Source organism: Marinobacter fonticola (genome assembly GCF_008122265.1).
GTDB lineage: Bacteria > Pseudomonadota > Gammaproteobacteria > Pseudomonadales > Oleiphilaceae > Marinobacter_A > Marinobacter_A fonticola.
In genome coordinates, this window is sequence record NZ_CP043042.1 from 1,470,645 (window position 1) to 1,491,583 (window position 20,939).

Annotated in this window: 13 protein-coding genes, 1 pseudogene and 1 CRISPR repeat array (1 of these 15 only partly in view); of the genes and pseudogenes, 13 read left to right on the forward strand and 1 reads right to left on the reverse strand. The window is 57.5% G+C overall.

The genetic code is table 11. From position 1 onward, the window contains the following. A CRISPR array of direct repeats spans nt 1–1,086; the repeat unit is 29 nt; unit sequence CTGTTCCCCGCGTTCGCGGGGATGAACCG; it begins 591 nt to the left of the window's first position. Between the two features lie 17 nt (nt 1,087–1,103). Together fadH and FXO11_RS06615 are read left to right on the forward strand one after the other, a co-directional pair. Continuing rightward, nucleotides 1,104–1,601 (forward strand): annotated as a pseudogene (gene fadH, locus FXO11_RS06610) (NADPH-dependent 2,4-dienoyl-CoA reductase); the annotation flags it as partial. Nucleotides 1,602–1,821: 220 nt separating this feature from the next. Beyond that, nucleotides 1,822–3,072 (forward strand): DNA repair protein, encoded by a 1,251-nt coding sequence (locus tag FXO11_RS06615; RefSeq protein ID WP_148862254.1) that lies wholly within the window; start codon nt 1,822–1,824, stop codon nt 3,070–3,072. Nucleotides 3,073–3,154: 82 nt separating this feature from the next. Here FXO11_RS06615 and FXO11_RS06620 read toward each other — a convergent pair whose 3' ends face one another. Further along, nucleotides 3,155–4,117: a DUF1853 family protein gene (locus FXO11_RS06620; protein WP_148862255.1), complete on the reverse strand. Its 963-nt coding sequence runs from the start codon at nt 4,115–4,117 to the stop codon at nt 3,155–3,157. Between the two features lie 269 nt (nt 4,118–4,386). Here FXO11_RS06620 and FXO11_RS06625 point away from each other — a divergent pair, with 269 nt between their 5' ends. The 11 genes from FXO11_RS06625 to FXO11_RS06675 all read left to right on the forward strand — a co-directional run bounded on the left by FXO11_RS06625 (nt 4,387) and on the right by FXO11_RS06675 (nt 20,902). Beyond that, nucleotides 4,387–5,271 carry an NAD(+) kinase gene (locus FXO11_RS06625; protein WP_148862256.1) on the forward strand — a complete coding sequence of 295 codons (885 nt, stop codon included), beginning with the start codon at nt 4,387–4,389 and terminating at the stop codon, nt 5,269–5,271. 2 nt (nt 5,272–5,273) lie between these two features. Next, entirely contained in the window at nt 5,274–6,302 is a 1,029-nt protein-coding gene (locus tag FXO11_RS06630; RefSeq protein WP_148862257.1) for a metallophosphoesterase, read from the forward strand. Between the two features lie 6 nt (nt 6,303–6,308). After that, the gene (locus FXO11_RS06635) at nt 6,309–7,163 is read left to right on the forward strand and encodes a rhomboid family intramembrane serine protease (protein ID WP_148862258.1); all 855 of its coding nucleotides are present in this window, start codon (nt 6,309–6,311) and stop codon (nt 7,161–7,163) included. A gap of 350 nt (nt 7,164–7,513) precedes the next feature. Then, nucleotides 7,514–7,774, forward strand: a complete 261-nt coding sequence (locus FXO11_RS06640) for a YeaC family protein (RefSeq protein WP_148862259.1) — start codon at nt 7,514–7,516, stop codon at nt 7,772–7,774. Between the two features lie 12 nt (nt 7,775–7,786). Next, nucleotides 7,787–8,659 (forward strand): DUF2797 domain-containing protein, encoded by an 873-nt coding sequence (locus FXO11_RS06645; protein ID WP_148862260.1) that lies wholly within the window; start codon nt 7,787–7,789, stop codon nt 8,657–8,659. A gap of 159 nt (nt 8,660–8,818) precedes the next feature. Next, complete coding sequence (pepN, locus tag FXO11_RS06650; protein ID WP_148862261.1) at nt 8,819–11,458, forward strand: aminopeptidase N; 2,640 nt, start codon at nt 8,819–8,821, stop codon at nt 11,456–11,458. A gap of 454 nt (nt 11,459–11,912) precedes the next feature. Continuing rightward, complete coding sequence (locus tag FXO11_RS06655; RefSeq protein WP_148862262.1) at nt 11,913–13,301, forward strand: DUF1329 domain-containing protein; 1,389 nt, start codon at nt 11,913–11,915, stop codon at nt 13,299–13,301. Between the two features lie 108 nt (nt 13,302–13,409). Further along, nucleotides 13,410–14,552 (forward strand): WD40/YVTN/BNR-like repeat-containing protein, encoded by a 1,143-nt coding sequence (locus tag FXO11_RS06660; protein ID WP_148862263.1) that lies wholly within the window; start codon nt 13,410–13,412, stop codon nt 14,550–14,552. 47 nt (nt 14,553–14,599) lie between these two features. Next, nucleotides 14,600–16,984 carry an efflux RND transporter permease subunit gene (locus FXO11_RS06665; RefSeq protein WP_148862264.1) on the forward strand — a complete coding sequence of 795 codons (2,385 nt, stop codon included), beginning with the start codon at nt 14,600–14,602 and terminating at the stop codon, nt 16,982–16,984. 185 nt (nt 16,985–17,169) lie between these two features. After that, nucleotides 17,170–18,153, forward strand: a complete 984-nt coding sequence (locus FXO11_RS06670) for a TAXI family TRAP transporter solute-binding subunit (RefSeq protein WP_148862265.1) — start codon at nt 17,170–17,172, stop codon at nt 18,151–18,153. A gap of 139 nt (nt 18,154–18,292) precedes the next feature. Next, nucleotides 18,293–20,902, forward strand: coding sequence for a TRAP transporter permease (locus FXO11_RS06675; RefSeq protein WP_148862266.1), 2,610 nt, complete (start codon nt 18,293–18,295; stop codon nt 20,900–20,902). Nucleotides 20,903–20,939 lie beyond the last annotated feature (37 nt).

Sequence of the window (20,939 nt, forward strand, 5' to 3'; positions counted from 1 at the left end):
CGGTGATCACCCGCGTGTGGCTGTTCCCCGCGTTCGCGGGGATGAACCGGGGTTACATAGAATGTCGGAACAATTATTAGCCTGTTCCCCGCGTTCGCGGGGATGAACCGTCCACGCTGATTGAATTCCTCTGGAAGCTGGTCTGTTCCCCGCGTTCGCGGGGATGAACCGTGGACACCGGTTTGCCATTCAGAATCAGGCGGCTGTTCCCCGCGTTCGCGGGGATGAACCGGAATTCTAAACCAACAGGCCCAACGCAAAAGTCTGTTCCCCGCGTTCGCGGGGATGAACCGTCATCCAACGGCAACCCTTATTTTATCCGTTTCTGTTCCCCGCGTTCGCGGGGATGAACCGCGCTCAATAGCTCGCTGATCGCCTTCACGCAGCTGTTCCCCGCGTTCGCGGGGATGAACCGTCTTGCAAGGCGACGAAGCAGCGCGCGCCACTCTGTTCCCCGCGTTCGCGGGGATGAACCGCTCGCCCGAGCACTGCACAACATGGATGGGGCCTGTTCCCCGCGTTCGCGGGGATGAACCGCCTGAATCTGATATCGCCTTCGAGCTGGACAGCTGTTCCCCGCGTTCGCGGGGATGAACCGTTCTATGGGGCATCCAATCGCAATACATTCGACTGTTCCCCGCGTTCGCGGGGATGAACCGGCCTGAATATCCTTATCGCGCCACGCTTTGGGCTGTTCCCCGCGTTCGCGGGGATGAACCGGTCATTGCGGCGTCCGAGTCCGCGCCGTTCATCTGTTCCCCGCGTTCGCGGGGATGAACCGCAGTAGACCGCCGCCAATTTGCTGAGCATACGCTGTTCCCCGCGTTCGCGGGGATGAACCGTACATCGGCATCGACCTGGGCGCCGAATGGGGCTGTTCCCCGCGTTCGCGGGGATGAACCGACCTTCACCGCGGGCACGCCCGACGAAATAACCTGTTCCCCGCGTTCGCGGGGATGAACCGATTGACGGGGTAGAGGTTAAAACGCTGCGTATCTGTTCCCCGCGTTCGCGGGGATGAACCGGCATCGCGCCCCAAAATCGAATACCAGAGCTTCTGTTCCCCGCGTTCGCGGGGATGAACCGGGTGTCTAGATACTCGCGTTGTTCATGAAGGCGACTCGCCATCACTGCATACCGATCACTTTATGAAGGAATGGGGTGTGGACCTGACGGTGGAACACCGCGGCGGCATCCAGGGTGTTGCTCCCCAGGTACCGGCGCCGGCCCGGCAAGTGTTTCTGCTTCAGCGCAAGGCGACCAAGGTGGGTAAGAACCTGGGCAAGACCACCGGTTGGATTCATCGCAGTGCTTTGAAGATGCGTGAGGTGCAAATGATCCCGGGCGTCACCTACCGCAAGGTCGACGATCAGGGGCTGCATATCACCGTGACACCGAAAGGCGCGGAGCAGGGAGAGGACCATATTCTCCAGGTGGATAACGTGATTATCTGCGCCGGCCAGGACCCCTTGCGGGAACTCCAGCAGGGCCTGTTGGATGCCGGTCAACGTGTCCATCTGATCGGTGGCTCGGACGTCGCCGCTGAACTGGATGCCAAGCGGGCAATCAATCAGGGGAGCCGGTTGGCGGCGGAGCTCTGAACAACGGTCGAAACGCGCAGCTAAAAAATGAACCGGCAATTGCTCCTTGGAGGCGGTTGTCGGTTTTTTGTGTTCTCAGTTTCAAAACGTTGCAGTTTAGTGCTTATCCTACGCATCCGTATGGCTACAATAGCCGTTAACTTCCAGACAAATTCCGCGTATTTCTGACGTACTGCGGCATCGAGAAACTGGCGTAGGGCCGCATTTTCGGAGGCAAGGCATGGCGAAAACCGCCAAGGCGGATGAGGGATACTCGGCCGTTTTTTTGATGGATAGTGCTCAGGTCGCGCGACAGATGCGTGGCTCCGAGTTTGGCGCTTTCCTCGACGGCTATGTTGGCCTCTCTGACCTGGCCGATACGGATGTACGCGCTGTCTACCTCAATCTGGCTCCGGATCTGGGCATTCGCGGGCTGGTATTTTTTCGCATCTATTTCGACGAAGAGGGCCGGGCCGACAGCCACTGGAACCTGCCGGTGGAGCGTCTTTCTGAAATCGGCGCCAAGGGGCCTGATCTGGGCGCCGGTCCAATCCACCTGGTCTGTCGCAGCCAGTGCCCCGAACCGGCCATTGCTGGCGAGCTTTGGGATCCGGACATGGCGCCGGGGAATAACCATTTCCAGGCCATCCGTCGAGCGGTGGAGTCCAACCAGCTAAAATTCCAGAGAAGAAAGATAGAGACACCGGATGAGGAGATTCCGGTGCTCAGGGCGGCCGTTCGACGTTCGTCCGACGAGCTGGACACGAGAGAGGCGGCCAGGCAGCGGATTCGTCTGGCGCGGATGATTCGCGAGCAGCGTTTGCGTATTAAAACGCTGCAGAGTGTTCACCGGGACGCGATGTCCGACTTGCAGCGAGTACATCGGCACGAACTCCAGGGCGTTCGCAATGAGTTACAGGCGATTCAGGAGAAGCTCGAGCGCCAGCGCCTGAGTAACGAGCAACTGAAAGTCCGCTTGGCTGAGCGCAATGAGCAGTACCTTGACCTGCAGCAAAAGCTCAGTGAGACGGATAGCAGTAGCGAGGCCAAACAGGACGCCAGCAATGCCGAAGTGGTGCTGCTGAGAGAACAGCTCGAGCGAAAGCAGCGCGAGCTGGAATCTCATAACGATAGAATCGTTATGCTGGAGCAGGAACGCGATGAGCTGGTTCATCAGGAACCGGTGGAAAATTCAATCTTGGCGGAATTGAAATCCCAAAGCGTGTTCTTGGTTGCCTACCACCCCGGTATTGGCCACATCACCTTACCCTACGATGACATCAAGCCTTACTTCGAGAGCCCCGTGGCCTATGCCGCCGGTAAATGCGGCATGAATGAGCCGGCCTATCGCCAGTGGCTGGCCCATCACGAAGAGCCGCGTTGCCAGGCCAAGGTTAATGGCAAGCCCTGCGGTGAACCTTTGGTTCGCGTCAGTCAGCCCGCGGAATTCAGGCCCGGCATAGACGATCGTTGCGAGGCTCACCAAGTGTAGACGGCAGCGGTGATTGAGCTTAACACTCCATCATCGCAGCTTGCTTATCGATCACCGCAGCACGTTTCGGAAGCGTTCAAACTTACCTCTGAACACCGGGCCAATGGTCGGGTACCACAAAGATGCGACGCAACTCTTCCCAGCCTCCGGCGGCCCTTGGCGTCATCTGCGCGAAAAGACGGGGCGGCGCCCCTTGCTGTATGGCATTGAGCGTGGCCGCGGATTTATCGGGATCAGGTGCTGTCGTGCTCTGAAAACGGCCCAGCCAATGGGGTTTCTGTAGACAGATCCAATCACTCACGTCATCGTCGGAGAGGTGCTCGGCGCGCTGCCAAGCGCCTTTTCCGTGCACCTCAGGTGTAGTCGCCGGGCGCGCCAAACGTTCAGCCACCGGGTAGAACAGGTATCCGGGCATGAATAGCCGTGGGCAGGGCAGGCCGATACCGTGCCTGGCCAGCAGTTGGCGTGTTTCGGGCAGTTCGGTAAGGCGGCATTGGTGAGTGATGAGTCGGCTTGTCTTGATATCCAGGCGGTCCTGGGCGTTAGGGCCGTACCAAAGGGTCGCATCCGCGCTCTTGTCTGCACGCTTCTCTGTGCTATCGCCCGCCTTCTCTCCATATATGGTTTTAGAAAGGCTACCGGACACGCCGAGGTAGAATTTTACCGCGATCTCATGGTGCTCGATGCGATCGTCGTGGCGGTTATGGACCACGAAATCCAGCTCGCCCACCGTGCGCCCTTCGCGCGTCACTTGCGCGTTCTCAAGCAGGATGGACCATCCCAGGATGTCCGCTAGTAGAAAGTGGTAAAGTCTTTCGAAGTACACGCCCAGGCGCGGCCGCGGGTTGTCCGCAATCCGGGTCAGTAGGGGCTCCGGATGGTCGTCAAGGTGAGCTAGGCGCGTTGCGATATCGTCGGGTAGATAAGGCCCGAGGTCTATTCTCAGTGAAGAATCCGTCAACGATGCAGCACCGCAAAGCCAGGCCAAATGTCTGACAGCGGGGGTTTTCCATAGCCTACTGGGGTGATCGGGAAACACAGTCATGAGCGTCTGCCTGAATCGGGATACTGTCGCTTGGATTTCGAGACCATCGTCGGGTTAACTTAACCCGTGGGTTTAGGGAAGCGCCAATAGACTTAATCGGAGGCTCCCTAATTCAGCGGTTCCTTAGATCCTTGCACGCGGGTCTAGTACTATTAGGCGGCTTCTCTACTCGGCCGAATGATAAGAACGCCGGGAAACGAGTATGAGTAAGCCCGGTCACTCTAACCCAATGGGCCGGAATGCATCTCTGGGCTGGCACAGGATATCGAATGGAGCAATTCAGAAACATCGGGGTCATCGGGCGCATGAACAGCGTCAAGGTCGTCGAGACGTTGCGCCGTCTGCGGACCTATCTCGTGAATGAGAACTACCAGGTTATTCTGGAATCGGACACCGCGACGATGTTGCCCGGCCACGGCTTACAGGTGTCGAGCAAAAAGCTTCTGGGAGAGATCTGCGATCTGGTAATCGTGGTTGGCGGTGATGGCAGTCTGCTCGGCGCCGCGCGGGAGTTGGCCAAGTCGAAGATCCCGCTGCTGGGGGTCAACCGCGGGCGGTTGGGTTTCCTGACCGATATTTCGCCGGACGACCTGGAAGAGCGCGTGGGGCGCGTATTGCAGGGCGAGTACATGGAGGAGCACCGCTTCCTGCTCGATGCGCACGTCACCCGCAACGAAAACCCGGTGGGCTTCGGAACGGCGCTCAACGATGTGGTGCTGCATCCGGGCAAGTCAACACGGATGATCGGATTCGATCTCTATATCGATGGGCACTTTGTCTATAGCCAGCGGTCCGATGGACTCATTGTCTCCACGCCCACAGGGTCGACCGCCTACTCGCTATCCGCGGGCGGACCTATCATGCACCCCAAGCTGGATGCGGTGGTACTGGTTCCCATGTTCCCGCACACCTTGAGCAGCCGGCCGATCGTGGTGGATGGAAAAAGCGAGATCAAGCTCGTCGTCGGGGAAGACAACGAAACCTATCCCCAGGTCAGTTGCGACGGCCAGATGGATATCGCCTGCGCGCCGGGTGACGTCATCCGCATCACTAAGAAGCCTTTCAAGATTCGCCTGATTCATCCGACGGATCACAATTTCTACGCGACCTGCCGTGAAAAGCTCGGGTGGGCCAGCAATATCGCAGCGAGTTGATTATGTCTGTAACGCGGTCAGGGTCTGTAAGGCGGTCAGGCAGCCGAGGCTACGACATCATCGGCGACATCCACGGGTGCGCATTAACCCTGGCGACCCTGTTGGAACAGATGGGTTACCAGAAAATCAATGGTGTCTACCAGCACAAGCGGCGTCAGGCCATATTTATTGGCGATATTATCGATCGCGGCCCGCGCATTCGCGAATCGTTGCATATGGTGCGGGATATGGTGGAGCACGGTTCTGCCCAGATCACCATGGGCAATCACGAGTACAATGCCCTCGGCTACTGCACCCGTGCCCGGCCGGGCAGCAACCGCAAGTTCCTGCGTGAGCACAACGCCCGTCACGATCGGCTGATCCGCGAGACCCTGGAGCAGTTCGAGCACCACCATCACGAGTGGAACGAGTTTCTGGAGTGGTTCTATACCCTGCCGCTATTCCTGGAAATCGAGCATTTCCGTGTGGTTCATGCCTGCTGGGACCACCGCTTGATCGAGCAATTCAAGAAAGTGCAGGGCGGTAACCGCATCGACGAGGACTTCCTGCAGGCCTCGGCGGCGCTGGATTCCTTTGCCGGAAAGGTCATGGATCGGCTGTTGCGAGGCACGGACCTGCGTTTGCCGGAAGGGCTTTCGATCAAGGGCCGGGACGGCTTCACCCGTCAATTCTTCCGCACCAAGTTTTGGGCCGACGACCCTGAAACCTATGCCGATGTCGTGTTTCAGCCGGACCCGCTGCCACACGACATTGCCAATCGCCCGCTTTCGGAGGCGGAAAAGAAGAAGATCCTGTCCTATCCCTTATCGGAGCCACCTGTCTTTGTCGGGCACTACTGGCGCGATGGCCGGCCGGCGCCGCTCAAGGCCAATGTGGCCTGTATCGACTACAGCGCCGTAAAGTACGGACGTCTGGTGGCTTACCGCATGGACGATGAGCGGCAACTGTCTGCGGACAAGTTCGTCTGGGTCAACGTGCCGCGTCCCGAGCTGCCCAGCGATTCCCAAACCGAAGACAGCCTGACGAGGTAATGCCTTTTGTATCGTGTTAAACAACTCTCGGCCAACACCGATTTGGCCGATTTCAGCCTTTGGCTGCGCCAACAAGGCGTTGAACACCGCATTACCGAGGAGGGTGATCAACAGGTGGTCTGGCTGGCCAATTCTGACCATGCCGAGCCGGTATTGGCAGCACTGGAACAGTTTTTGAACCGCCCGGAAGTGCGGGAGGCGGTTCACGAAACCAACCACTCCCCGGTTTTCGTCAATGGCCGCTGGCAACCTTCGCCGCGCCACGCGCCCGCAGTACTCACCATTATTGTTGTTGCCGCCTTGGTGGCCTGGGTCACCGGTCTGGGGCGGCAGTCGATTGCATCGTTCTTCATGTTCGTCGATCCGACCCAGTTTGGTTTTCAGTCTTTTACCGAGCGGCTCGATGCATGGACTGCAACGCTGTCCCAGGGCGCTGTCTGGCGATTGCTGACGCCGGATCTTCTGCACTTCAGCTGGTCGCATATCCTGTTCAATTCGGTGATGCTCTGGTTCCTGGGGAGTCAGGTGGAGTGGTTCGACGGACGGCGTCGCCTGGCGGTAATCATCGTCTTCGTCAGCCTGGCATCGAACACCTTGCAGTATCTGGTCTCGGGACCGCTGTTCGGAGGCCTGTCCGGGGTGGTTTACGGTATTCTCGGTTATTGCTGGCTGAGTCAGCTCCGCGAGCCACGTTTCCAGTTCCCGCCAGCGTTGATGGTGGTTTCGTTGATCTGGATGCTGATTGGATTTACCCCCATACCGGATATGGTCGGCATCGGTTCCATGGCTAACGAAGCGCATTTGGGCGGCTTGCTATCCGGTCTTGCCCTCGCGGTCCTGCCGCCTCGCCGCAAGCAGTGAATACTGCGCCAGGTGTGAGTGCGAACTAACTTTTCTGCAGTCATAAAAAAGCCCCGCAAAAGCGGGGCATTAAATGAGCTTGTTAAAGCTCCTGATGAGAGAGACCAAATGAAACGACCGTGCTCACTTGGTACGGTTTAATGATAATGATTATCATTATTTGATGTCAATGGTTTCTTTTACGAATTTTTAAATTTCGTGCGTTTTTTCAAAAATCCCGTCGGGCCCATGGGGTGTTCCTATGGTGGGGGCTCTTATGATGGGGGCCTATGAGTGGTGCGTCCGGCAAATTGGCCGGTTATGTTAAGCTTGGATTACGTGGCCAGAGTTGAAGGTAACAGAGGTGCAGAATGACCTATGAAGAATTGATTGAGCGACTCGATCCGACGGTGTACCGAAATTTGAAGCAGGCCATTGAGCTGGGCAAGTGGCCGGACGGGCGGCCTGTCTCGGAGCAGCAGCGGTCAATCTGCATGGAGGCGGTTATCTATTACGAGAACCGGCACGATATTCCAGAGAATGAGCGAGTCGGCTATATCAATCGCGATCGCAAGAATAAGCGGGCGAAGGGCTCTGCCGACGTTTCATCGCCTATACGCATCCTCAACTGAGCCGGAGGATAGATGACAGAGCCGGTGATAGACGTTCAGGGCCCGTTGCGTAAAATGCCGGCAGAGCCTGGGGCGCCAGTGCTTTACCATATGAAGGTCGGAGAAACGCGGGTGCCCCTCAACGACCTGATTGGCCGTGAGTTGCAACTCGACTTCGGTGGCGAGATTCGTTGCGTTCATTGTGACCGTTTGACCAGAAAGAGTTTCAATCAGGGTTATTGCTATCCCTGTTTCCGCAAGTTGGCGGCTTGCGACAGCTGTATCGTCAGTCCGGAAAAATGCCATTATCATGAAGGCACGTGCCGGGAACCGGCATGGGGTGAAGCCCATTGCATGGTTCCTCACGTTGTTTACCTGGCAAACTCGTCAGGACTCAAAGTGGGCATAACCCGCAAAAACCAGGTGCCTACGCGCTGGATCGACCAGGGGGCCATCGCGGCCATTCCGATGCTCGAAGTCGCCACCCGGCGACTGGCGGGGCTGGTGGAAGTGCTTTGTAAGGCCTACGTGGCCGACCGCACCAATTGGCGGGCCATGCTCAAAGGCGATGTCGCACCGGTGGATCTCGAGGCCGAGCGCCAGCGCATGTTGGACACGATCGAAGCCGGGCTGGATCAGCTTCGGGCCGAGCACGGTGAAAATGCCATTCGGGCGGTGAGCGATAGCGGGCTCAGTTTGGCGTACCCTGTCGAGGTCTGGCCGACGAAGATCCACGCCCATAACCTGGACAAGACGCCGCAAGTAGCCGGACGTCTGGAAGGCGTAAAAGGGCAGTATTTGATCCTGGACAGTGGCGTGATCAATATCCGTAAATTTACCGCCTACAATGTCCGTTTGCAGGTGTTTGAGGCGCGTCCGCAGACACCCGACCTGTTTTCAAGCTAAACCAGAGTCCGCAAACGGGTTAGTGCTTTAAAACGGTATCTAAGGCAGGGCTGCGATTTTCCGACTACGCGCCGCTCCTGTCTCGCATCAGCCCCGGTCTTTGGGCTTGAGTGCATCGTTAACTTTCGGAGTCGTAGTCAACTTTCGGAGTAAAATGCCATGCGAACCAACCAGCCGCAGACCATTTACCTCAAGGATTACAAAGTCCCGCCTTTTCTGGTGGATCACGTCGACCTTCGTTTCGAGCTGTTTGAGGAGGGGGCGCGGGTCTACAGTTCCATGGAGATTCGTCGCAATCCGGATGCCGAACGAGGACAGGCACTGGAGTTGGATGGCGAAGGCTTGGAGCTGGAAGGCCTTACACTGAATGGTTTGCCGCTGGCCGAGACCGACTATGAGGTGACCGCCGGTGGATTGCGTATCGAGAAGGTCACCGACGCCTTCACACTGGGCGTGGTTACCTGGCTACGTCCTCAGGACAATACCCGCTTGGAAGGGCTCTACAAGTCATCCGGAATGTTTTGTACCCAGTGTGAGGCCGAGGGCTTTCGCTGGATTACCTATTTCCCGGATCGTCCGGACATCATGGCGAAATTCCGCACCCAGGTTGAAGCGGACAAGACGCGATATCCGATTTTATTGTCCAACGGCAACGATATCGAACGCGGCGACCTGGAAGACGGCCGGCATTTTGTGGTGTGGGAAGATCCGTTCCCCAAACCCTGTTACCTTTTTGCGCTGGTGGCGGGCGATCTTGTGGAAAAACGAGACTCCTTTACCACCGAATCTGGCCGAGACATCGACCTGCGGATGTACGTCGAACCGCGCAATGCCCAGAAGTGCGATCATGCGCTGGATTCGCTCAAGCGCTCCATGCGTTGGGACGAAGAGGTTTACGGCCGTGAATACGACCTCGATATCTTCATGATTGTCGCCGTGGACGATTTCAACATGGGGGCAATGGAGAACAAGGGGTTGAACATCTTCAATTCCTCCTGCGTCCTGGCGAGTCCGGATACCGCGACGGATGCGGCCTTCGAGCGAATCGAGAGCATCGTAGCCCACGAGTATTTCCACAACTGGTCCGGTAACCGCGTGACCTGCCGGGACTGGTTCCAGCTTAGCCTCAAGGAAGGCTTTACCGTTTTCCGTGATACCCAGTTCTCTTCCGATATGGGTTCGCCCACGGTCAAGCGTATCGAAAATGCGACGTTGCTTCGCACGGCGCAGTTTGCGGAAGACTCCGGACCTATGGCGCATCCTGTTCGTCCGGACTCCTATATCGAAATATCCAATTTCTACACCTTGACGGTCTACGAAAAAGGCGCCGCGGTGGTGCGCATGCTGCACACGTTGCTGGGTGCAGAGATGTTCCGTGAAGGTAGCGACCTCTATTTTCAGCGTCATGACGGCCAGGCCGTGACCACCGATGATTTCGTCAAGGCCATGGAGGACGCGAGCGGCCGTGACCTGACCCAGTTCCGTCGCTGGTACCAACAGGCCGGCACGCCGGTTGTGGAGGTATCGGACGACTACGACCGTCAGGCCAAAACCTACACGCTCACCCTGCGCCAGCATATTCCACCGACGCCGGGGCAGCCGGAGAAACAGCCGCAGCATATTCCTTTTGCGCTGGGGCTGATAGGCGAGCATGGAGAGGATCTGCCGCTGAAACTTGAGCCCGGCGAGAACAGTGCGCCGACCGAGCGGGTGCTGGAACTGACGGACGCCGAACACACGTTTGTTTTCCATGACGTAGCCGAGCAACCGGTTCCTTCGCTATTGCGTGATTTCTCCGGGCCGGTCAAGGTGCGCTATCCCTGGAGCCGCGACCAATTGCTGTTCCTGATGGGGCATGACAGCGACGGTTTCAATCGCTGGGACGCGGGGCAACGTCTGACGGTCGACGTCATTCAATCGCTGATCAATCAACCCCAGGAGCAAACGGTCGATCCGCGGCTGGTCACGGCTTTCCGTCAGTTGCTATCGGATTCCAGTTTGGATCAGGCACTGGTTGCCAAGATGCTGCAATTGCCGAGCGAAGCCTACCTGATCGAACTGGCCGAGGCGGCGGACGTGCAGGGCATCCACGATTCCCGTACCCGCGTGTTGAACCAGCTTGCGCTGCAATTGCGTGACGAATTGCTCGCCTGCTATCGCCGTAACCACGAGGAGGGACCGTACGAGCCGACGCCCGAGGCCATTGCTCGCCGCTCGGTGAGAAACACGGCGTTGAGCTGGCTGATGCACATTAATGACGAAGAAGCCCGGATGATGGCGCTGCAGCAATTCGATCAGGCGTCAAACATGACGGACCAATCGGGTGCGTTACGGGCATTGGTCAACTCCGATTTCGAGAAGGATCGTGCCAACGCGCTGGCGTCCTTCTACGACCAGTTCAGTGACGATCCACAGGTGGTGGAACAGTGGTTTTCCATCCAGGCAAGTAGCCCAAGGGCGGGGTCCTTGCCGGCCGTCGAAGCGCTGCTTGAACATGACGCGTTCGATTGGAAGAATCCGAACAAGATTCGCTCGGTGATCGGTGCCTTCGCCAATCAAAATCTGGCCAACTTCCACGCTGTCGACGGCTCTGGTTACCGCTTCCTGGCCAAACACATTCTGGCGCTGGACAGCAGTAACCCGCAGATTGCCGCCCGTCTGGTGTCGCCTTTAACGCGTTGGCGCAACTACGGCGATGTGTATCGAGACGGCATGAAGGCTGCGCTAGAGCAGGTCCACGCCAAGCCCGACCTGTCCAAAGACGTTTACGAGGTGGTCCACAAGTCTCTGAAGGACTGATAGACAGGCTATCTACAGTCTTCGCTCACCCGGTGGCAGGTGCGCCTTCGTGCGCCTGCCACTGTTTCTCTCCGATCCCGGCACCTTCTCGCCAATCTCCGTCCTTTCCCATTTCTAGTGCGCCGGCACGCGTTCAGGGCCCCGTCGTTACCGGGCTGCACGGTTGCATAACGCTACAAAATCGCACTTTCGGTTGATGGATTTTGCCGCCAGTTCAGCTAACCTTCGAGCTTTGATAGTCCTATAAATGGGCCCGAAGCCTTTTTGCAATCGCAAGCTGCGGCATTTCTTAAAAGTTTTAACGTTGAATGGTCGAAGGGATGCCGGTCGCCGCACGTCGGCGTTAACGGCGAGCGCCTTCAGGTCGTGCGTTCCGGAGAAGTCACCGGTTTCTCCGACACAATTACAAGAAACAAAAGCCTCCTGGCTTTTAGACACAAGAAAGGTCCGAACAATGATCCATAACAAGAAATGGCTGTTGGGCAGTGTAGTTGCCCTTTCGATGGTGGCTGGACAGGCTGGCGCGGCAGTTTCCGCATCCGAGGCGGCTCGTCTGGGTCAGGATTTGACCCCGTTTGGCTCGCAGAAGGCAGGTAATGCCTCCGGCACCATTCCGGCGTGGACTGGGGGTATTTCGGAGCCCGTCGCGGGCTATGACGAAAGCGGCGATTTCCATCCCAATCCGTTCCCGGACGATCAGGTTCTGTTTACCATCAATGCCAAGAACGTCGAGCAGTACAAGGAGCATCTCACCGATGGCCTAATGGCCATGATTGAGACTTATCCGACGACGTTCAACGTACCGGTTTATCGCACCCGTCGCACTCATGCAGTACCCGGCTGGGTTGCCGAGAATACCCGGGATAACGCCACAAGTGCGACGATTGTAGGTGAGGGCGCCGGTATCGATGGCGCCTACGGCGGCTATCCATTCCCGATTCTCCACGGCGACAGCGAGCAGAAAGCCTATCAGGTGATCTGGAATCACCTCACGCGCTGGCGGGGGGTGAATATCACCCGTCGCGCGAGTGAAGTTGCGGTCCAGCAAAACGGCGACTACACCCTGGTGACCTCCCAGCAGGAGGCCTTCTTTAACTACTACAACCCCGAAGGTAGTGAGTCCGAGCTGGAAAACATTATCTTCTACTACCTCTCGTTCACTCAATCTCCGCCCCGCCTGGCTGGTGGAGCCATACTGGTTCACGAGACCTTGAACCAAATCAAGAATCCGCGTTACGGCTGGGGCTACAATGCCGGCCAGCGCCGGGTTCGCCGGGCGCCGAACCTGGGGTACGACTCACCGATTGCGGCGGCTGATAACCTGCGTACCGCAGACGATACCGATATGTTCAACGGTGCTCTGGATCGCTACAACTGGAGCTACGAGGGTATACGTGAGGTCTACGTGCCCTACAACAGTTACGAGATTGCCCAAAAAGGCCTGTCGTACTCAGAGATTCTCGGTACATCCCACGTCAATCCCGATCTGACCCGCTGGGAGTTGCATCGCGTGCATGTGGTAACGGCGACCCTCAAGCAAGGGGAGCGTCACATCTATGCCAAGCGCCGGTTTTATGTCGACGAAGACAGCTGGAACACGTTGCTGCTTGATCAGTACGACGGACGTGATCAACTTTGGCGCGTAAGCATGGGTCTGGTGAAGAATTATTACGAATTGCCAGGTGTGTGGACAACGCTCGAAGTGTTCAACGACCTTCAGGCCCGACGCTACCACGTCCAAGGGTTGGATACCGAGGAGCCCAATACCCGGATCTTCACCGATGACGTTCCGAACACGCGCTATTTTTCACCCGCATCGCTGCGTCGCCGGAGCGTTCGCTAGGCGTCGAAGCAGTGCAGTATTCAGCCCTGCAGACGCCTGAGCACGCCATGCGGGGCTTTCCGGACACCATAGACAGACACTAAACAACTCAAAATAAAGGCACTCTGAATGGCTACACCTTTGACGCGCAAGACGTTTGCAGCGCTGCTGGGGCTATCATTGGCGGTTGCGAGCCCCTGGGCTTCGGCGGTCAGCGATGTTCTTGAGACGCCCGCACGGCAGACGTCCCTGGCCGACGACAATCTGCTGACCGCGAGTGATCGCGCCGGTGACCGGCTGGTCGCCGTAGGCGAACGGGGGCACATCATTTACTCGGACGATCAGGGCAAAACCTGGTCCCAGGGCGAGGTGCCCGTTGCCACGACATTAACCAGCGTGCATTTCCCGACGCCGCAAGAGGGGTGGGCCGTGGGCCATGGGGCCGTCATCCTGCATTCGTCCGACGGCGGCAAGTCCTGGGAGAAGCAGTTCGATGGCAGCCAGGCCGCCGATCTGGTGATTGCGACCATGGAAGACCAGATTGCCGAGATGGAGTCGCGCATCGAGGAAACGCCGGACAGCGAGAAGGCGGATCTGGAGTGGACGCTTGACGGCATGATTTTCGCGCTTGAAGACGCCGAGGCCGATAAGGAAACCGGACCCTGGAAGCCCTTGCTCGATGTCTGGTTTGCCAATGAGAATACCGGCTTCGCCGTCGGTTCCTACGGTTTTATCTTCCGCACTGACGATGGCGGCGACACGTGGACTGAATGGTCCGCGGAGTTGCCGAATCCCGACCGCTTTCACCTCAACAGCATCGCCGAAGTCACAGGTGGCGCTCTGGTTATTGCCGGCGAGGCCGGCACGGTTTTCCTATCCACCGACCGCGGTGAAAGCTGGGAGCAGGTGGAAAGCCCCTATACAGGGTCGTTCTTTGGCGTCATGGGAACGGGCGACGTCAACGAGATTCTTGCGTTTGGCCTGCGTGGGAATGTGTTCCTGTCCACAGACCTGGGACGCAACTGGACGACGGTGCCGAACGACTCCTCCAACACCCTCAACAACGGCGCGGTGGCTGACGACGGTCGCATCACGCTGGTGGGCAATGGCGGCACCGTGCTGGTCAGCAGCAACAATGCCGAGAGCTTCCGGACCTATTATCGGTCTGACCGCGCAGGCGTGATGTCGGTCATTCCGGTCTCCGACGAGAAGCTCGTGCTGTTTGGCGAAAGTGGCGTCAAACAGACCGATATCAACGGCAAAAGTCCCTGAGCGTCCAGTCTCAGCAGTACGACAAGCATTCTGAAGAGGGTCATTGAATGTCCAACCCCAAGCACGACAAAGGCGAACACTACTTTTCGTCGCCTAATGCCGAGCCGTTTCTCGAACGTCTGATTTTCAACAATCGGGCGATTATCCTGATCGCGTTCCTGCTTTTAACCGTTTTTCTTGGCTACAACGCCGTCAAGATTCAGCCGGATGCGAGTTTTGAGCGGATGATTCCGCTCGAGCATCCCTACATCGTCAACATGCTCGAACACCGTGACGATTTGGAAAACCTCGGTAACTTCGTCCGTATCGCCGTCGAGGTGGAAGAGGGCGATATCTTTACCAAGGAGTACATGGAAACCCTGAAGGCCATTACCGATGAGGTCTTCTTCCTGCCCGGGGTGGACCGGTCCGGCCTGAAGTCGGTCTGGACACCCAACGTTCGCTGGGTGGAAGTGACCGAGCAGGGGTTTCAGGGCGGCACAGTCATTCCGGATGACTACGATGGTTCTCGGGAAAGCCTGGAGCAGTTGCGCCAGAATATCTTGCGCTCCAACGAGGTTGGCCGCCTGATTTCGGACAACTTCAGGTCCACGATCGTCTACGCGCCGCTGTATGAAACTAACCCCGAAACCGGGGAAGCACTGGATTACGCTGCGTTTTCGCAACAGCTCGAAGAAAAGATTCGTCAGAAATACGAAGAACAGAACCCTGATATCGAGATCCACATCGTCGGCTTTGCCAAGAAGGTCGGCGACTTAATCGAGGGTATCGGGTCGATCGCCTGGTTTGCCGGTATCACCATTGTCCTCACGACAGTTCTGTTGTTCTGGTATTCACGCTGTATCGCCGGCACGCTGGTGCCTGTTTTCTCTTCCATTGTGGCCGTATTCTGGCAGTTGGGTATCCTGCGCCTGCTGGGCTATGGGCTGGACCCGTACTCGGTACTGGTCCCTTTCCTCGTATTCGCTATCGGTATCAGTCACGGCGTACAGGTGGTCAACGCCATGGCCAGCGAAGCCGCCAAGGGCTTCGATCCACTGACGTCAGCGCGGCTGGCTTTCCGGGCGCTCTATATTCCCGGCATGCTGGCCCTGGTGTCCGATGCCTTCGGCTTCCTGACCCTGCTGTTCATCGAAGTTGACGTTATACGCGACCTGGCCGTTGCGGCCGGTATCGGTGTCGCTGTCATTATCGTGACGAATCTGGTCTTGCATCCGCTGATTATGTCTTACATTGGCATTACCAAGGGCGGTGTGAACCACGTCCAGCGGCACGGCGAGAAGGAAGACCGCAAGTGGCGCGTCATGTCCTATTTCTCGCATCCGGGCGTCGCGCCGATTTCGTTGCTGATTGCCATGCTCGGCCTGGGTCTGGGTTTCTACTACAAGCAGGACCTGAAGGTGGGCGATCTCGACCAGGGCGCTCCGGAGCTGCGTGCGGATTCCCGCTACAACCTGGATAACAAGTACATCATCGAGAACTACTCCTCCAGTGCGGACATCCTGGTAGTCATGGTGGAAACGCAAAAGGAGCAATGCACCCAGTATGAGGTGCTGACGGCCATGGATCGTCTGCAGTGGGAGCTGCAGAATACCCCGGGCGTTCAGTCGTCGGTATCGCTGGCGGACGTATCGAAGGTGGTGACCAAGGCCCTCAATGAGGGCAATTGGAAGTGGTTCGAGATTTCTCGCAATCAGACCATTATCAATGCGTCGATCCGTGAGGCGCCGAGCGGGTTGATCAACACCGACTGCAGTCTGACCCCGGTGCTGGTGTTCCTGGAAGACCACAAAGCGGAAACCCTGCGCACGGTTGTGGATGTGGTGGAGGACTTTGCCGGCGAGCACAGTAACGACGTGCACAACTTCAAGCTGGCCGCCGGTAATGCCGGTGTGGAAGCTGCGACCAACGAGGTCATTTCCAAAGCCAAGAACCTGATGCTGATCTTCGTCTACGGCGTTGTGAGCTTGCTGTGCTTCCTGACCTTCCGCTCCATCCGGGCGGTGCTGTGCATCGTCATCCCGCTGGGCCTGACCTCTGTGCTGTGCGAAGCGATCATGGCGGTGTCCGGGATCGGCATCAAGGTGGCGACGTTGCCTGTTATTGCCCTGGGCGTAGGTATCGGTGTGGATTACGGCATCTACATCTACACCAAGCTGGAAAAGTATCTGCTGGAAGGCAAGACTCTTCAGGACGCCTACTACGAAACGTTGCGCTCGACCGGAAAGGCGGTCATCTTTACGGGTGTGACCTTGGGTCTTGGCGTGGTCACCTGGATTTTCTCGCCCATCAAGTTCCAGGCGGATATGGGCTTCCTGCTGTTCTTTATGTTCCTCTGGAACATGATCGGCTCTATCTGGCTACTGCCGGCCCTGGCGCGGTTCCTGTTGCGTCCGGATCGAATGGTAGCCAAGGCTAGGGCGGCCCGCTAGGGCGCGCCCCACCAATCTCGAAAAAGCCCGCATTGCGGGCTTTTTTGTTTTCCATCATGTAGTTAGCTAAGGTTAAAATCTTTATTTTATGTAACAATTAGTCTATGTTCTAAACTGAAAGAGACAACGGGCCGATACTCCTCGGACCTGGAACGAGTGACTTATAAAAGAAGGGAACGAATACAATGGCACTTCGACTCAAGCTATCCACTTTTGCGCTGGCCACTGCGGTTGGTTTCGGTGCAGCGTCTGCCTCGGTTTCGGCGGCAGAGCAGCAGTTCGTGACCATCGGTACCGGTGGTGTGACCGGCGTGTACTACCCGGCGGGCGGTGCGATCTGTCGACTGGTGAACAAGGATCGCAAGGAGCACGGCATCCGTTGCTCGGTGGAAAGTACCGGTGGTTCCATCTACAACCTGAACGCAATTCGTCAGGGTGAGCTTGATCTGGCCGTCGCCCAGTCCGATTGGCAGTACCACGCCTATAATGGCACCAGCGAATTCAAAGATGACGGTCCCAACAAGAAGCTGCGGGCCGTGTTCTCCCTGCATCCCGAGCCGTTCACCGTGGTGGCGCGCAAAGATGCTAATATCAAGGAGTTCAAGGACCTGAAAGGCAAGCGCGTCAGCGTTGGCAACCCCGGTTCCGGCCAGCGCGCCACTGCAGAAGTGTTGATGGAGGAAATGGGGTGGGATATGAGCGCCTACTCCCTGGCAGCCGAGCTGAAAGCGGCTGAACAGTCCCAGGCTCTGTGTGACAACAAGATCGATGCCTTCTTCTATACCGTTGGCCACCCATCCGGCGCTATCAAGGAAGCAACAACGTCCTGCGACAGCGTGTTGGTTAACGTGGACAACGAGGCAACCAAAAAGCTGGTGGAAGAGAACCCGTACTACCGCGTAGCAACGATTCCGAGCGGCATGTACCGCGGTAATTCGGAAGACACCACCACCTTCGGTGTGGCTGCAACCTTCGTGTCCTCCGCCGACGTGCCGGAAGATGTGGTCTATGAGGTGGTCAAGGCCGTTTTCGAAAACTTCGACAGCTTCAAGCGCCTGCACCCGGCGTTTGAAAACCTGAAGAAGGAAGAAATGGCCACGGATGCGCTGAGTGCGCCGCTGCATCCCGGTGCGGTCAAGTATTACAAAGAAGCGGGCCTGATGGAGTAAAGCCGGTTGGGCGGGGATAATCCTGCCCGCGGTTATTACTACCGGTTGGATCACGGCTGTCCTAGTGCCCTGTTTATCGACAAAGCAGGACGCTCCGGACAGCCGTTTTGGTAAATCCCTCCTGAAAGGTCGTTTTTAAATGGCGAATCGAGACAGTAAGTCATCCCAGGACAGCGCCTTGCAACTGTCTGATACCGAAGCGGTCATGCAGACGGAGACCGGTGGGCGCGCAGTGGCGGGTGTGCCCGGCGCCATTCTGTTCCTGGTGCCTGTCGCCTGGGCGTTGTTCCAGCTATGGATAGCGTCACCCCTTCCGTTCATTCTCGAAGTGGGTATTTTTAACTCCACGGAAACCCGTTCCATCCACTTGGCGTTTGCCATTTTCCTGGCTTTCTCCGCTTTCCCGATGCTCAAGGGAAAAGCGACCACCTACGTCCCGATTTACGACTGGGTTCTGGCCCTGCTGGCCGCATTCTCCGCTGCCTATATTTTCATCTTCTATGAAGAACTAGCGTCCCGCCCCGGCGCGCCGACCATGATGGATATGGTTGTGGCTCTGGGTGGTCTGGTACTGCTTATGGAAGCCACGCGACGTGCCTTGGGGCTGCCGCTGACTATCGTGGCGGGCTTTTTCATCTTTTATTCCCTGGCCGGTCCTTACATGCCCGATGTCATCGCGCATAAAGGCGCCAGCCTCGAGAAGCTTGCGGCCCACCAGTGGCTGGGTACCGAAGGTGTTTTCGGGGTGGCCCTGGGGGTTTCCACCAGCTTCGTATTCCTGTTTGTATTGTTCGGCGCTTTGCTTGAGAAGGCTGGGGCCGGCAACTATTTCATTAAGGTGTCTTATGCATTGCTGGGACACATGCGTGGTGGCCCGGCCAAGGCGGCCGTAGTGTCCAGTGGTCTGAGCGGCGTGATCTCGGGCTCGTCGATCGCTAACGTGGTAACGACCGGCACGTTTACCATCCCGCTGATGAAGCGCGTGGGCTTTCCGGCCAGTAAGGCCGGCGCCGTTGAAGTGGCCGCCTCGACGAACGGGCAGTTGACCCCGCCGATCATGGGCGCTGCGGCATTCCTGATGGTTGAATACGTCGGTATTTCCTATCTGGAAGTGATCAAACACGCCATCCTGCCTGCTTTGATCTCCTATATCGCATTGATCTACATCGTGCATCTCGAAGCCTGCAAGTTGAAGATGCACGGTATCGAGCGCACTGATCGCCCCAGTCTGGCCCAGCGCATGCTGACGTGGGTGGTGTTATTGATTGGCTTGTGTGTGCTGACGTTTGTCGTCTACTACGGGGTGGGGTGGCTCAAAGTCCTCTTTGGCAGCTATGCCTCCTGGGTTTTGGCGGCGCTGCTTGCTGTTGTCTATGCCGCTATGGTCGCCTATGCGGCGCGATTCCCGGCGTTGGAGGACGACGGGGATAAGCCGATGGACGAGTTGCCCCCGGTGGGGCCGACCGTCAAAACCGGTCTTTACTTTTTGCTGCCTGTGGTCGTACTGGTTTGGTGTCTCACCGTCGAACGGTTGTCACCGCAACTTTCGGCGTTCTGGGCAACGCTATTCATGATCTTTATCGTGGTTACTCAGCGTCCCTTACAGCACTTTTTCCGCAAGCATTCCGGCGGGCTGCTGGCACCGTTCAAGGCAGGCTTCGGTGACTTGGTTCATTCCCTGGCTACCGGTGGGCGCAACATGGTGGGCATTGGGGTGGCGACGGCTACCGCCGGTATTGTCGTCGGTACGGTGACGCTAACCGGTATCGGTCTGGTCATGACTGAGTTTGTGGAGTTCATCTCCGGTGGCAATTTGCTATTGATGCTGATCTTCACCGCCCTGATCAGTCTGCTGCTGGGTATGGGCTTGCCGACAACGGCGAACTACATTGTCGTATCCACGCTGATGGCGCCGGTTATCGTTACTCTGGGTGCGCAGAACGGTTTGATCGTGCCGCTAATCGCCGTGCATCTGTTCGTGTTCTACTTCGGGATATTGGCGGACGACACGCCGCCAGTGGGTTTGGCTGCCTATGCCGCAGCCGCCATTTCCGGGGCGGATCCCATCAAGACCGGTGTTCAGGGCTTCACCTACGATATCCGGACCGCCATCCTACCGTTCATGTTCATCTTCAACACGCAGTTGTTGCTGATCGGTCTCACGGGCTGGTTCGACCTGCTGGTCACCGTCGCCAGTGCGGTGACCGCGATGCTGGTTTTCTCGGCGGCAACGCAGGGCTACTGGTTTACCAAGACCAAGATCTGGGAAACGGCACTGCTTCTGCTGATCACTTTCACGCTGTTCCGTCCCGGCTTCTGGTGGGACAAGATCTATCCACCAACTGAACTGCGCCCGGGCGTGGAAGTCATGGAATACGTTAGCGATGTATCGGCGGGCGAGAATATCGTTCTCAAGGCCTCGGGCATGACGCTGGAAGGCGACGAAGAAACCACGTTTATCAATCTGGAAGTGCCCGCCGGCGACACGCCGGAACAGCGCATGATGGATGCGGGCCTGGAGTTGCGCCCCGAAGGCGACAAGATGGTTGTGGATTTCGTCACCTTCGGCAGTCCGGCCGAAAATGCGGGGCTTTCCTTCGACTGGACCATCGATGCTGTTCAGGTAGAGCTGGATCGACCGCCCAAGGAGCTGATGTTTATCCCGACGCTGGTGCTCTTGGGCCTTATGGCTTTTGTTCAGATACGCCGAAGAAACCGGGAGGAGGAGGCGGCAGCTCCGGCTGCCTGACGCAGCGCACGACGAAAAAAACGCTCCGGTTAGGAGC

Coding starts and splice junctions, on each gene's coding strand:
- FXO11_RS06615 (WP_148862254.1), top strand. CDS start 1,822: ATGGCGAAAACCGCCAAGGCGGATGAGGGATACTCGGCCGTTTTTTTG.
- FXO11_RS06620 (WP_148862255.1), bottom strand. CDS start 4,117: ATGACTGTGTTTCCCGATCACCCCAGTAGGCTATGGAAAACCCCCGCT.
- FXO11_RS06625 (WP_148862256.1), top strand. CDS start 4,387: ATGGAGCAATTCAGAAACATCGGGGTCATCGGGCGCATGAACAGCGTC.
- FXO11_RS06630 (WP_148862257.1), top strand. CDS start 5,274: ATGTCTGTAACGCGGTCAGGGTCTGTAAGGCGGTCAGGCAGCCGAGGC.
- FXO11_RS06640 (WP_148862259.1), top strand. CDS start 7,514: ATGACCTATGAAGAATTGATTGAGCGACTCGATCCGACGGTGTACCGA.
- FXO11_RS06645 (WP_148862260.1), top strand. CDS start 7,787: ATGACAGAGCCGGTGATAGACGTTCAGGGCCCGTTGCGTAAAATGCCG.
- pepN (WP_148862261.1), top strand. CDS start 8,819: ATGCGAACCAACCAGCCGCAGACCATTTACCTCAAGGATTACAAAGTC.
- FXO11_RS06655 (WP_148862262.1), top strand. CDS start 11,913: ATGATCCATAACAAGAAATGGCTGTTGGGCAGTGTAGTTGCCCTTTCG.
- FXO11_RS06660 (WP_148862263.1), top strand. CDS start 13,410: ATGGCTACACCTTTGACGCGCAAGACGTTTGCAGCGCTGCTGGGGCTA.
- FXO11_RS06665 (WP_148862264.1), top strand. CDS start 14,600: ATGTCCAACCCCAAGCACGACAAAGGCGAACACTACTTTTCGTCGCCT.
- FXO11_RS06670 (WP_148862265.1), top strand. CDS start 17,170: ATGGCACTTCGACTCAAGCTATCCACTTTTGCGCTGGCCACTGCGGTT.
- FXO11_RS06675 (WP_148862266.1), top strand. CDS start 18,293: ATGGCGAATCGAGACAGTAAGTCATCCCAGGACAGCGCCTTGCAACTG.